Raw genomic sequence first — 12,274 nt, forward strand, 5'->3', positions numbered from 1 at the left:
CTTCCGTCCTGCGGTCCGTGCGCGGCACCGGCCGGTGCCTTCGGCAAAGCTATCGCGCACATTTAGTGTATGCCGTACGCTAACTCGCGTATGGTGTACGCGAAAGGAGACGGCATGCCGGAAAACGCGATCCTCGCCGAGGGGGTCCGCAAGCACTACGGGGAGAAACGCGCGCTCGACGGCTTCGACCTGACCGTGCCGAAAGGCATGGTGTACGGCCTGCTCGGCCCGAACGGGGCCGGCAAGACCACCGCCGTCCGCATCCTGGCCACGCTCGTCCGGCTGGACGGCGGGCGGGCCGAGGTCACCGGGCTGGACGTCGCCGCGCGCCCCCGGCAGGTGCGCCGCCGGATCGGGCTGGCGGGGCAGCACGCCGCGGTGGACGAGGTCCTCACCGGACGGCAGAACCTCCGCATGTTCGGCCGGCTCTTCCACCTCGGCAAGCGCCGGGCGGCGGAGCGCGCCGACGAGCTGCTGGAGCGGTTCGACCTGCTGGACGCCGCCGACAAGGGGGTCAAGCAGTACAGCGGCGGGATGCGCCGGCGGCTCGACCTGGCCGCCAGCATGATCCTCGCGCCGGACGTCCTGTTCCTCGACGAGCCGACCACCGGGCTCGACCCCCGCGGCCGCAACGAGGTGTGGCGGTCCGTCCGGTCGCTGGTCGCGCAGGGCACGACCGTCCTGCTGACGACGCAGTACCTGGACGAGGCCGACCAGCTCGCCGACCGCATCGCCGTCCTCGACCACGGCCGGGTCATCGCCGACGGCACGCCCGGGTCGCTCAAGCGGCTGATCGGCGGCGACCGCATCGAGGTGGTGGTGCGCGATCCCGCCGACCTGCCCGCCACGGCGGCGGCGGTGGCCCGGGTCTCGTCCGCCGAGCCGCAGGTGGACGCGACGGCCGCGCGGGTGCACGCCCCCGTCACCGAACGCGTCGCCGCGCTGACCGAGGTCGCCCGCACGCTCCAGGACGACGGCGTCGCCGTCGAGGACATCGGGCTCCGCCGCCCCACGCTGGACGAGGTGTTCCTGCGCCTCACCGGACACCCCGCCGAGGACGACAAGGAGAAGGTGGAAGCGTGAGCGCCGAAAGCAGCGTCACCCCCCGGAGCGGAGTCACCGCCAAGGGCGCGGCGGCCGGCGAGGACGGGCTCGCCGGGCGCCTCTACTGGGCCGTCGCGGACTGCTGGACGATCGTCCTGCGCGGCCTGACCCACTACGTCCGGCAGCCGAGCAACATCGCCTGGCAGCTCGGGTTCCCGATCGTGTCGGTGCTGCTGTTCGGGTACGTGTTCGGCAGCGCCATGTCCGTCCCCGGCGGCGGCGACTACCGCGAGTTCCTGATGCCGGGCATGTTCGGCATGACGATGGCGATGGGCTTCATGAACACCGCCTACGTCGTCGTTTACGAGAGCACGAGGGGCGTCACCGACCGGTTCCGCTCGATGCCGATGGCGCCTTCGGCCGTCGTCACGGGACGGGGTGTCGGCGACCTCATCGCCGCGTGCCTCGACCTCGTCGTCCTGGCGCTGACCGCGCTGGCGATCGGCTGGCGCTCCACCGGCGGGGTGCTCGCCACCCTCGCCGCCTTCGGGCTGTTCCTCCTGCTCCGCTTCGCGCTGATCTGGATCGGGGTGCTGCTCGGCCTCCTGGTGCCGAACGAGGAGGCGGCCGGGAGCCTGTTCGCGGTCGCGTTCCCGTTCGCGATGATCTCCAGCGCGTTCGTGGCGCCGTCCCTCATGCCCGGCTGGCTGGGCACGCTGGCGATGTGGAACCCGGTCTCCTCCACGGTCACCGCGTCCCGCGAGCTGTTCGGCAACCCGGCGGCGGTCGGCGACACGTGGATCGAGCAGAACGCCCTGCTCATGGCGGTCGTCTGGCCGATCGCGGTCACGGTGGTCTTCCTGCCGCTGGCGGTCCGCCGCTACCAGCGGCTGAGCCGCTGACCGTCCGGCGCCGCCCGCGAAAGGCCGCCCGGGACATTCGCCCCGGGCGGCTCGCAACGCGGCGCATCCGGCACACCGCCCTCCTATTCCCCTATCGCCCCATTCCTGGCGTACGCTCCCGTCATGACCGCAGATGAAAGCCGTTCCGACAACCCGCTTGAGGGCGTCATCCGCGGAGATGTGCCGCACTCCGCCCGCATCTACAACTTCTGGCTCGGCGGCAAGGACCATTACGAGATCGACCGCATCGTCGGGGAACAGGTCATCGAGGCCGAACCCGACTTCGTCGACCAGATGCGCAATAATCGGGCGTTCCTCGGCCGTGCCGTCGAATACATGGTGCACGAATGCGGGATCCGGCAGTTCCTCGACATCGGCACCGGTCTTCCCACGGCCGACAACACCCACGAGGTGGCGCAGCGCGCGGTGCCGGAGTGCCGGATCGTGTACGTCGACAACGACCCGATCGTGCTCGCGCACGCCCGCGCCCTGCTGACCAGCAGTCCCGAGGGCGTGACCGACTACATCGACGCGGACATGCACGACCCCGACAAGATCTTCGCCGCCGCGGCCGAGACGCTCGACTTCGGCGAGCCGGTGGGCGTCATCATGCTCGGCGTCTTCAACCACATCGGTGACGACGCGGAGGCCAAGGCCCTGATCGACAAGGTCATGGACGGCGTCGTCGCGGGCAGTCTCCTCGCGGTCTCCGTCAACACCAACGTCATCAAGCCGGAGAACATGGACCGGGCCGCCGCCGCCTACAACGAGGCGTTCGGCAACCCGCCCATCCACCTGTACACCCCGGAGCGCCTCGCCGCCCTGTTCGACGGCCTGGAGCCGGTCGACCCCGGCGTGGTGTCGGTGGCCCGGTGGCGGCCGCGCCTGGCGCCGGCCGGCGGGGAGCTTCCCGAGACGGACCTGTACGTCGGCGTGGCGCGCAAGCCCTGACCCGGTGCCGCGGACCCGCCGGACGACACGCCACCTCCGCCTTGGCGGTAATTGACGAGGTCGTGCCCCGTGCGGCCGGGTAGCTTCGAGGGATGAACGTTCGGCCCACTCTTGACGACATCCGGCGCGCGCCCAAGGTGCTGCTGCACGACCACCTGGACGGCGGGGTCCGCCCCGGGACCATCGTGGACCTGGCGCGCGATTCCGGGTACGGGGACCTGCCGGCCACGGACGCGGACGCCCTGCGCGAATGGTTCGAGGCCGCCGCCAACTCGGGATCGCTGGAGCGGTACCTGGAGACGTTCTCCCACACCGTGGGAGTGATGCAGTCCGCCGAGGCGCTCACGCGGGTGGCGTACGAGTGCGCCGAGGACCTCGCGAACGACGGCATCGTCTACGCGGAGGTCCGGTACGCGCCCGAGCAGCACCTCGCGGCGGGGCTGTCGCTGGAGCAGGTCGTGGAGGCCGTCCTCGACGGGTTCGCGCGGGGCCGCAGGGACTTCGGCATCCGGGTCGGGACGCTGGTGACGGCGATGCGGCACCAGGCGCGGAGCATGGAGATCGCGGAGCTGGCCGTCCGGTACCGGGACGCGGGCGTCGTGGGGTTCGACATCGCCGGGGCCGAGGCCGGATACCCGCCCACCCGGCACCTCGACGCGTTCGAGTACCTCCAGCGGGAGAACGCGCACTTCACCATCCACGCGGGCGAGGGCTTCGGCCTCCCGTCGATCTGGCAGGCGATCCAGTGGTGCGGGGCCGACCGGCTCGGGCACGGCGTGCGGATCATCGACGACATCGAGGTGGCGGGGGACGACGCCAAGCTCGGGCGGCTCGCCGGGTACGTCCGCGACAAGCGGATCCCGCTGGAGATGTGCCCCACCTCCAACATCCAGACGGGCGCGGCGAAGTCGATCGCGGAGCACCCGATCGGGCTGCTGCGGCGGCTGAGCTTCCGCGTCACGGTGAACACCGACAACCGGCTGATGAGCGGGACGACGCTGTCGCAGGAGTTCGCGAAGCTCGTCGAGGCGTTCGGGTACGGGTGGGACGACCTCCAGTGGTTCACCGTCAACGCGATGAAGTCGGCGTTCGTGCCGTTCAACGAGCGGCTGGAGCTCATCAACGGCGTGATCAAGCCCGGTTTCGCGCAGCTCAAGTGGAGCGGCGCCCGGCCCCTGGCATGATCGGGCCCATGACGATTCGCTCGACGGCCGGGCGCGTGGCGGCGTACGCGTGGCTGACGTTCGCCGTGCTCAACATCGCCGACCTGGTGTTCGGCCTCACCGGCGAGCCGACCTACTCGCTGACGGCGCTGACCGTCGGGGTGCTGCTGCTCCTGGGCTGCGGGATCGCCTACACGGTCGGGCTGCGGCCGGTGATCCGCGCGGACGACGACGGGGTCGAGGTCCGCAACCCGCTCCGCGACATCAGGATCCCGTGGGCCGCGGTCCGCGGGATCGAGGGCGCCAACGCGGTGAAGATCCGTTTCACCGGGCCGGACGGAGCGGAGCTGGAGGCGCGGGCCTGGGTGCACCAGACGTCGCCGCGCGCCCAGGCCAAGGCGGAGGCGCGGGCCCGCAAGGAGCAGGCCAAGACCCAGGGGTTCGACCTGACGGGCCGCACGCCGACGGCGTACACGGCGCAGCGGCTGAACGAGATCCTCCAGCGGCAGCGTCCGAAGACGCGGTCCGGGGCGCCGGACAAGGCCGCCGCCGCCAAGGCGAAGGCCGAGGAGGCCAGGGAGTCGGTGCGGGGCGCGGTGACGTGGTCGGTCCCGGCCGTGGTGTCGCTGGTGGTCCCGCTGGCGGCGCTGGTCGTGCTCGCCATCGTGGGGGCCGTCAGCTGAGGATTGTGGAGAGGTCCGTGCGGAGGGCGTCCAGGTCGGCGGCGGCGCGCGCGCGGACCTTCTGGATGTCGTCCTCTACGGGTAGGACGACCTCCAGGTAGCACTTGAGCTTCGGCTCCGTCCCCGATGGGCGGATGACCACCCGTGACCCTCCGGACAGGCGGAACCGGAGCCCGTCCGTGGGGGGCAGGCCGTCCACGCCGTGGGAGAGGTCGTCGAACCGTTCGACGGCACGTCCACCCAGGTGGACGGGCGGGTCGGCGCGCAGGCGGCTCATCGCGGACGTGATCAGCGAGAGGTCGTCCACTCTTATCGAGAGCTGGGATGTGGCGTGCAGGCCGTGTTCGCGGGCCTGGTCGTCGAGGAGGTCGAGGAGCGTGCGGCCGTCGCGCCGGGCCTGCGCGGCCATCGCGGCCACGGCGAGCGCCGCGCCGATGCCGTCCTTGTCGTTGACGAGCACGCCGCGGTCGTCGCCGACGCTGTAGCCGATGGCCTCCTCGTAGCCGAAAACCAGCCGGCCGGGTTTCCTGTGGGGGGACGACCCCCCACACCCCCCGTCGTCTTCGGGCCCGCCGGCCTTCATGATCCATTTGAAGCCGGTGAGGGACTCGGCGAACCGCACGCCGTGCGCCGCCGCGATCGAGCGCAGCAGCGAGGACGACACGATCGTGGTGACGACCAGGCGGTCGTCGCCGGTGGTGTGCCGCAGGACGTGCCCGGCGAGCAGGCACCCGAGCTCGTCCCCGGTCAGCGTCCGCCAGCCGCCGTCGCCCGGCACGGCGACCGCGCAGCGGTCCGCGTCGGGGTCGTTGGCGATCACCAGGTCGGCGCCGCGGGCGCGGGCGAGCGCGAGGGCCAGGTCGAGCGCGCCGGGCTCCTCCGGGTTCGGGAAGGCGACGGTGGGGAAGTCCGGGTCCGGCTCGGCCTGCTCCGGCACGACGGCCGGCGCCGGGAACCCGGCCCGGTCGAACGCCTGGAGGAGGACGTCGCGGCCCACCCCGTGCAGCGGCGTGTAGACGATCGAGAGGTCCCCGCCGGAGTCGCGGGCGGGGCCGCCGAGGCGCAGCGACGACACCGCGTCGAGGTAGCGGCCGGCGTCGTCGTGGACGGGCCAGTCCGCCGCGAGCGGCAGTTCGTCCACCCGGCCGACGGCGTCGATCGCGGCGGAGATCTCGGCGTCCAGCGGCGGGACGATCTGCGCCCCGTCCGCCCAGTACACCTTGTAGCCGTTGTCGCGGGGCGGGTTGTGGCTGGCGGTCACCATGACGCCCGCGACGATGTCGTCGTGCGCCCGGACGAAGTGGGCCAGCACGGGCGTCGGGACCGGGTCGGCGAACACCTCGGGCCGCAGGCCCGCGCCGCCGAGCACGGCGGCCGTGTCGGCCGCGAACCGCCGCGAGCCGTGCCGCGCGTCGAACCCGATGATCACCCGGCCGCGGCGGGGGAGCCGGGCGGCTAGCCCGGCGGCGGCGCGCATGACCGTCACCCGGTTCATCCGGTTCGGCCCCGCGCCCAGCTCGCCGCGCAGCCCGGCCGTGCCGAACTCCAGCCGCGTCCCGAACCGCTCCGCGAGCGCCCGCTCGTCGCCCGCGTCCAGGATCGCGCGGAGTTCCGCGCGGGTGTCCGGGTCGGGGTCCTGCGCCAGCCACTCCAAGGCCTGCGCGCGAAGATCGCTCATCTCGTGGTCCTGCCCTGCCGCCGGCGGTTCAGAGCTTGGACAGGACGGTCGCGAGGAGGGTGCCCATGCGGCCGGCGGACGCCCGTCCGGCGGCGAGGACCTCCTCGTGGTCCAGCGGCTCGTCCGAGAGACCGGCCGCGATGTTGGTGACCAGGGAGATCCCGAGGACCTCCGCGCCGCCGCGCCGCGCGGCGATCGTCTCCAGCACGGTCGACATCCCGATCAGGTCGGCGCCCAGCGTCCGCAGCATCCGGATCTCCGCGGGCGTCTCGTAGGTCGGGCCGCGGAACGCGGCGTAGACGCCCTCCGCGAGCGTCGGGTCGACCTCCCGGGCCAGGGCGCGCAGCCGCGCCGAGTACGCCTCGGTCAGGTCGAGGAACGTCGGGCCGGTCAGCGGGTTCGCGCCCGTCAGGTTGAGCTGGTCCGCGATCAGCACCGGGTCGCCCACCCGCTGGCGCTCGGGCCGCAGCGTGCCCGCCGCGTTCGTCAGCACCACCGTCTTCACCCCGGCGGCCAGCGCCGTCCGGACGGGGTGCACCACCGCGTCGACGCCGTGCCCCTCGTACAGGTGCGTCCGGCCGAGGAACACCAGGGTGCGGTGCCCGCCGACCTCGACGACCCGGACCCGCCCGGCGTGGCCCTCGACGGCGGGCGGCGCGAACCCGGGCAGCTCCGTCACCGCGAACTCGGCGGCGGGGTCGCCCAGCGCCTCGGCCGCCGGGACCCAGCCCGAGCCCATCACGAGGGCCACGTCGAAGGAGTCGAAGGACGTGCGGGCGCGCAGCTCGTCCGCGGCGCCGCGCGACAGTGCAAAAGCGTCGTTGCTCACAAGGCCGACACTACAGGCGGTTTCTCCCGACCTCGATCGGCCCGCCCCGGCCGGCGCCCGGCCTCAGTCGCCGAGGGACTTGCAGGGGCGGGTGCGCAGGTCCTTGACGTAGTCGTCGGGCGCGCCGGCCTTCTCCGCCGCGTCCGCGAGGATGCCGAGGTAGCGCGCGGACGGGAGGCCGCCCTCGTAGTCGTCCAGGACGTACAGCCAGCACAGCGCGTCCCCGTCGAGGGTCTGCACCCGCACCCTGATCTTGCGGTAGACGCCGAGCGCGGCGCCCTCCCAGGCGTCCAGTTCCTTCTCGTCCCAGGCGGGCACGTCGTACATGACGACGAAGACCTGCTCGGAGCCGTCCTCGACGACGGTCGCGAGGGCCCCGTCCCAGTGCTTGTCCTGGCCGCCGAAGGTCAGCCGCCAGCCGGCCAGCCAGCCGGTGCCGCGCATGGGCGAGTGCGGAGCCCGGCTCGACATCTGCTCGGGATCCATGTTGGAGGCGTACGCCGCGTACAGTGCCACGTTGGCCAAGGCTAACCCACCCGCCGGGCCGCGACCGGCCCGAAGCGCGGATTGCGGGCGGCGCGTATCCGCGGTCGCGGTGCCCGGCGCGTCGTCGGCACGGCGTCCGGTGGGACATCTCCGGGCGGACGGGCCCCGGGCTGGACATCTCACTGCCGGGAGTAGGAAAGAATGGAAGATGTGACCCGCATCGTGATCATCGGAGGAGGCCCGGGCGGTTACGAGGCCGCGCTCGTCGCGGCGCAGCTCGGCGCCGACGTGACCGTCGTCGAACGGGACGGTCCGGGCGGCGCCTGCGTGCTCACCGACTGCGTGCCCTCCAAGACGCTCATCGCCACCTCGACCCGTATTTCGGTCATGTCCGAGTCGGCCGGCCTCGGGCTGCGCTTCAACGGCGGCCCGGACGGGATCGTCGGGGCGCTGGAGGCCGACCTCGCCACCGTCAACAAGCGCGTCAAGGACCTCGCGCGGGCCCAGTCGTTCGACGTCGCCGAACGGCTCGCCTACGAGGAGGTCAAGATCGTCCGCGGTGAGGCCCGGCTGGTGGAGCCGCACGTGGTAGCGGTCGGCGACCGGCGCATCCGGGCCGACATCGTCCTGATCGCGACGGGCGCGACCCCGCGCATCCTGCCCGGCGCCGAGCCGGACGGCGAGCGCATCCTGGACTGGCGCCAGCTCTACGACCTGCCCGAACTCCCCGAGGATCTGATCGTCGTCGGATCCGGTGTGACGGGCGCGGAGCTGGCCGGGGCCTACCAGGCGCTGGGGTCGCGGGTCACGCTGGTGTCGTCGCGCGACCGGATCCTGCCGACGGAGGACGCCGACGCGGCCGCCGTCCTGCAGGAGGTCTTCCTGCGGCGCGGGATGAACGTCATGTCGCGGTCCCGGGCCGCGGGCGTGGAGCGGTCGGGCAACGGCGTGATCGTCACGCTGGAGGACGGCACGAAGGTCGAGGGCACGCACTGCCTGATGACCGTCGGCATGGTGCCGAACACCACGGGCATCGGCCTGGAGGACGTCGGCGTCCGGTGCGATTCGCGCGGCTTCGTGGAGGTCGACAAGGTGTCGCGGACGTCCGTCTCGAACATCTACGCCTCCGGAGACTGCACCGGCATCCTGATGCTCGCATCGGTGGCGGGCATGCAGGGGCGCATCGCCATGTGGCACGCGCTGGGGGAGGCGGTGCAGCCGCTCAAGCTCGGCTGGGTCGCGTCCAACATCTTCACCGACCCGGAGGTCGCGTCGGTCGGCGTGACGCAGCAGATGGTCGACTCGGGCGACGTGAACGCCCGGACGGTCATGCTGCCGCTGTTCACGAACGCGCGGGCGAAGATGCAGGGCTTCGAGGACGGCTTCGTGAAGCTGTTCTGCCGCCCGTCCACGGGGATCATCCTCGGCGGCGTCATCGTGGCGCCGCGGGCCAGCGAGCTGATCCTGGGCGTGTCGCTGGCCGTCCAGCAGCACCTGACCGTCAACCAGGTGGCGCAGACGTTCGCGGTCTACCCGTCGCTGTCGGGCAGCATCACCGAGGCGTCCAGAAGGCTGATGACCGAGCACGCCTACTGACGGGCGTGCCCGGCCATCCGCTTCCCATCCAAAGGGGTGCGCTAGAAGTAGCGCAGTGCCACGTACACCCAGGCCATCACGGTGCTGACGATCGTGATGCCGATGCCGTAGCGGGTGAACTGCCAGAAACTGATCGGGTGACCGGTCCTGGCGGCGATGCCGATCGCGACGACGTTGGCGCTCGCGGCGACGGCCGTTCCGTTCCCGCCGAAGTCGGCCCCCAGCGCGAACGACCACCACAGCGCGTCGGCGGTCGCCGGGTCGGCCCCGGCCGCCATCCCCTCCACGATCGGCGCCATCGTCGCCGTGTAGGGGATGTTGTCGAAGAACGCGCCCAGCACGGCCGAGCCGAACACCAGGCTGGTCGCGGCGGCGAAGTAGTTGTCGCCGATCGCGTCCGCGGCCCAGGTGCCGATGTTCTCGATCACGCCGGTGTGCCCGAGGCCCGACACCATCACGAACAGGCCCATGAAGAACACCAGGACGCCCCACTCGACCTCTTTGAGGACGTCGTTGACCTCGACCTTCGTGACGAGCAGCATGACGCCCGCGCCCACGAGGGCCACGATCGAGGGCTCGACGTGGAACACCGAGTGCAGCGAGAACCCGACGATGATCAAGCCGAGCACGACGAGGCACCGCACCAGCAGGCGGTGGTCGGTGATGGCCTTGCGCTCGTCCAGCGCCATCACCTCGTCCACGTATCGCGGGTCGTACTTGAACGCCTTGCGGAAGATCCACCGGGACATCACCACGAACGTGGCGAAAATGATCACCACGATCGGCGTCATGTGCACGAGGAAGTCGTTGAACGTCAGCCCCGCGCGGCTGGCGATGATGATGTTCGGGGGGTCCCCGATCAGGGTGGCCGCGCCGCCGATGTTCGACGCCAGCACCTCGGCGATGAGGTACGGCTGAGCCGGGATCCGCAGCCGATTGCAGACCACCACCGTCACCGGTGCCACCAGCATGATCGTGGTGACGTTGTCCAGGAACGGCGAGGCCACCGCGGTGATGGCCATCAGCATCACCAGCAGCCGGTACGGCCTGCCCTTCGACTTCTTGGCCGCCCAGATCGCCAGGTACTCGAACAGGCCGGTGCCCTTGATGATCCCGACGACGATCATCATGCCGAGCAGCAGGAAGATGACGTTCCAGTCGATCCCCTCGTGCTCGGAGAAGAAGACCTCCCCGCCCGACGTCAGCCCGAGGACCGTCATCAGGCCGGCGGCGACCAGTACGACCTTGACCTTGTCGACCTTCTCCGTCGCGATGAAGAAGAACGCGACGATGAAGATCACGAGCGCCAGGACGGCGCTCATGTCAGATCCCTCTCCAGCGCGCCGTCAGAGGGTGGACGGCGAAATGACGCGCCCGGCGGGCAGGCGCTTTTTGGGCGCGTACCCGGTCCCTGCGCTCGGCTCAGTCGTCCGAATCGGGCCTGGTCAGCGCCAGTGCGGACAGCACCCGGTCCAAGGTGACGGCCCCGGCCAGCAACCCCGCGTCGTCCACCACCGCGACAAGCGGGCTGCGCTGCTGCGCCATGAGGGTGGCGATCTCCAAGAGTGTCGAGGACGCCTTCACGGTCACCGGGCGGACCGTGTGCGTTCCGAGGCATTCGCCTACCCGCATGTCGCTGATCTCTTCCCAGAACACGTCGGCGTGCGCCTCGTCCACGGCCCGGGTCAGGGCCAAGTCCTCCTGGTAGGCGGCGGGGACCGCCAGTTTCAACACCTGAGTCCCGGGCAGGACGACCCGGGGCCGCTGCTCGGCGTCGACGACGATCAGACCGGGCAGGCGGCCGAGTGCCATGACCTGGATCGCGTGCGCGATCGGGTCGTTCATCGTCACGGTCGGCACCTGTACGGCGATGTCCCGCGCTTGCATGGTTTCCTTTCGGCTTCCGGAGAGCCTGATTCTTCTGGCTGATAGGTTCCTCCTCCTAACGCCGGGGACGGTCCCGTCGCAGGACGGCCTCCGCGGCGCCTTGGACAGGGCTCCGAGGCCCCTGCCGTATCGCTGTGCCATGCGTCCGCCCCTTTCTGCGTACGGTGTCCAGTCTTTGCGGCGAATGCCCGAGTCAGCATCGGGGACAGCACCCATATCGGCACGGGAGGAACATGTATCTATGCCTGGCGCCGGCCGGCTCTCTGGTTACCGGCATACCATGGGTCCGGTCGACCGGAGGTGATGGTGCAAGCTGGGGAAACTCGCACCCGGATACTGCTGGCCGATGACCATGCGCTGGTCCGCCGCGGCCTCCGGCTGATCCTCGACGCCGAGCCGGACCTGACGGTCGTCGCCGAGGCCGCGGACGGGGCGGAGGCGCTCGAGCTGATCGCGGGCACCGAGGTCGATCTCGCGATCCTCGACATCGCGATGCCGCGGATGACCGGGCTCCAGGCCGCGCGGGAGATCTCCCGCCGCTTCCCGTCCGTGCGGACGCTGATCCTCTCCATGTACGACAACGAGCAGTACCTGTTCGAGGCGCTCAAGGCCGGCGCGTCCGGGTACGTGCTGAAGTCCGTCGCCGACCGCGACCTCCTGCACGCCTGCCGCGCCGCGATGCGGGGCGAGCCGTTCCTCTACCCGGGCGCCCTCAACGTGCTGATCCGCGAGTACCTGAGCCGCGACCGGGACGGCGACGGCCCCGACAGCCTGCTCACCCCGCGCGAGGAGGAGATCATCAAGCTCGTCGCGGAGGGCCACTCGTCCAAAGAGATCGCGGAGCTCCTGACGATCAGCGTCAAGACCGTCGACCGGCACCGCGCGAACGTCCTCGCCAAGCTGGGCATGCGCGACCGCCTGGAGCTGACCAAGTACGCCATCCGCGTCGGCCTCGTCGAACCGTAACCCCCGCACCCCCGCCCTCCGGGGCCCACCTGTTTCGTTGACTTGCGGCGTGTTGTTGTTATGGAGCGCTCCATAACAACAACACGCCG

At 71.2% G+C, this 12,274-nt stretch carries 12 protein-coding genes; 7 read left to right on the forward strand and 5 right to left on the reverse strand.

Features of this window, described 5'->3' with window-relative positions:
* The first annotated feature begins 114 nt into the window (after window positions 1–114).
* From IEZ03_RS09980 to IEZ03_RS10000, 5 genes are all read left to right on the forward strand, one after another.
* Window positions 115–1,083, forward strand: coding sequence for an ATP-binding cassette domain-containing protein (locus tag IEZ03_RS09980; RefSeq protein WP_184888902.1), 969 nt, complete (start codon window positions 115–117; stop codon window positions 1,081–1,083).
* Window positions 1,080–1,946 carry an ABC transporter permease gene (locus IEZ03_RS09985; RefSeq protein WP_184888900.1) on the forward strand — a complete coding sequence of 289 codons (867 nt, stop codon included), beginning with the start codon at window positions 1,080–1,082 and terminating at the stop codon, window positions 1,944–1,946. Before IEZ03_RS09980 ends, IEZ03_RS09985 begins: the two co-directional genes overlap by 4 nt.
* A gap of 123 nt (window positions 1,947–2,069) precedes the next feature.
* A complete protein-coding gene (locus IEZ03_RS09990; protein ID WP_184888898.1) occupies window positions 2,070–2,897 on the forward strand; it encodes an SAM-dependent methyltransferase in 828 nt (275 codons plus the stop codon).
* A 92-nt stretch (window positions 2,898–2,989) separates the two neighbouring features.
* Window positions 2,990–4,081, forward strand: coding sequence for an adenosine deaminase (locus IEZ03_RS09995; protein WP_184888896.1), 1,092 nt, complete (start codon window positions 2,990–2,992; stop codon window positions 4,079–4,081).
* 8 nt (window positions 4,082–4,089) lie between these two features.
* Entirely contained in the window at window positions 4,090–4,743 is a 654-nt protein-coding gene (locus tag IEZ03_RS10000; RefSeq protein ID WP_229808178.1) for a PH domain-containing protein, read from the forward strand.
* Here the strand turns inward: IEZ03_RS10000 and IEZ03_RS10005 are convergent.
* The 3 genes from IEZ03_RS10005 to IEZ03_RS10015 all read right to left on the reverse strand — a co-directional run bounded on the left by IEZ03_RS10005 (window position 4,736) and on the right by IEZ03_RS10015 (window position 7,766).
* A complete protein-coding gene (locus IEZ03_RS10005; RefSeq protein ID WP_184888892.1) occupies window positions 4,736–6,421 on the reverse strand; it encodes a phospho-sugar mutase in 1,686 nt (561 codons plus the stop codon). The two genes, IEZ03_RS10000 and IEZ03_RS10005, sit on opposite strands and share 8 nt — an antisense overlap.
* A gap of 28 nt (window positions 6,422–6,449) precedes the next feature.
* Complete coding sequence (locus tag IEZ03_RS10010; RefSeq protein ID WP_184888891.1) at window positions 6,450–7,250, reverse strand: purine-nucleoside phosphorylase; 801 nt, start codon at window positions 7,248–7,250, stop codon at window positions 6,450–6,452.
* 63 nt (window positions 7,251–7,313) lie between these two features.
* On the reverse strand, window positions 7,314–7,766 hold the full coding sequence (locus IEZ03_RS10015) for a gamma-glutamylcyclotransferase family protein (protein WP_184888889.1): 453 nt from the start codon (window positions 7,764–7,766) through the stop codon (window positions 7,314–7,316).
* A gap of 180 nt (window positions 7,767–7,946) precedes the next feature.
* Between IEZ03_RS10015 and IEZ03_RS10020 the strand changes: the two genes are divergently transcribed.
* Window positions 7,947–9,332, forward strand: a complete 1,386-nt coding sequence (locus tag IEZ03_RS10020) for an NAD(P)H-quinone dehydrogenase (protein ID WP_184890931.1) — start codon at window positions 7,947–7,949, stop codon at window positions 9,330–9,332.
* 41 nt (window positions 9,333–9,373) lie between these two features.
* On the opposite strand, the gene IEZ03_RS10025 is transcribed toward IEZ03_RS10020, so the two are convergent.
* Together IEZ03_RS10025 and IEZ03_RS10030 are read right to left on the reverse strand one after the other, a co-directional pair.
* A complete protein-coding gene (locus IEZ03_RS10025) occupies window positions 9,374–10,654 on the reverse strand; it encodes an ArsB/NhaD family transporter (RefSeq protein ID WP_184888887.1) in 1,281 nt (426 codons plus the stop codon).
* 100 nt (window positions 10,655–10,754) lie between these two features.
* Window positions 10,755–11,219, reverse strand: a complete 465-nt coding sequence (locus tag IEZ03_RS10030; protein WP_184888885.1) for a CBS domain-containing protein — start codon at window positions 11,217–11,219, stop codon at window positions 10,755–10,757.
* A 306-nt stretch (window positions 11,220–11,525) separates the two neighbouring features.
* Between IEZ03_RS10030 and IEZ03_RS10035 the strand changes: the two genes are divergently transcribed.
* On the forward strand, window positions 11,526–12,185 hold the full coding sequence (locus IEZ03_RS10035) for a response regulator (RefSeq protein ID WP_229808179.1): 660 nt from the start codon (window positions 11,526–11,528) through the stop codon (window positions 12,183–12,185).
* Window positions 12,186–12,274 lie beyond the last annotated feature (89 nt).

Origin of the sequence: Actinomadura livida, from assembly GCF_014648675.1 — a bacterium.
GTDB classification, from domain to species: domain Bacteria; phylum Actinomycetota; class Actinomycetes; order Streptosporangiales; family Streptosporangiaceae; genus Spirillospora; species Spirillospora livida.

What these genes read in the sequence shown, in the direction of transcription:
- IEZ03_RS10000 (WP_229808178.1), top strand. Translation starts at nt 4,090, where the DNA reads ATGACGATTCGCTCGACGGCCGGGCGCGTGGCGGCGTACGCGTGGCTG.
- IEZ03_RS10030 (WP_184888885.1), bottom strand. Translation starts at nt 11,219, where the DNA reads ATGCAAGCGCGGGACATCGCCGTACAGGTGCCGACCGTGACGATGAAC.
- IEZ03_RS09995 (WP_184888896.1), top strand. Translation starts at nt 2,990, where the DNA reads ATGAACGTTCGGCCCACTCTTGACGACATCCGGCGCGCGCCCAAGGTG.
- IEZ03_RS09980 (WP_184888902.1), top strand. Translation starts at nt 115, where the DNA reads ATGCCGGAAAACGCGATCCTCGCCGAGGGGGTCCGCAAGCACTACGGG.
- IEZ03_RS10025 (WP_184888887.1), bottom strand. Translation starts at nt 10,654, where the DNA reads ATGAGCGCCGTCCTGGCGCTCGTGATCTTCATCGTCGCGTTCTTCTTC.
- IEZ03_RS10005 (WP_184888892.1), bottom strand. Translation starts at nt 6,421, where the DNA reads ATGAGCGATCTTCGCGCGCAGGCCTTGGAGTGGCTGGCGCAGGACCCC.
- IEZ03_RS09990 (WP_184888898.1), top strand. Translation starts at nt 2,070, where the DNA reads ATGACCGCAGATGAAAGCCGTTCCGACAACCCGCTTGAGGGCGTCATC.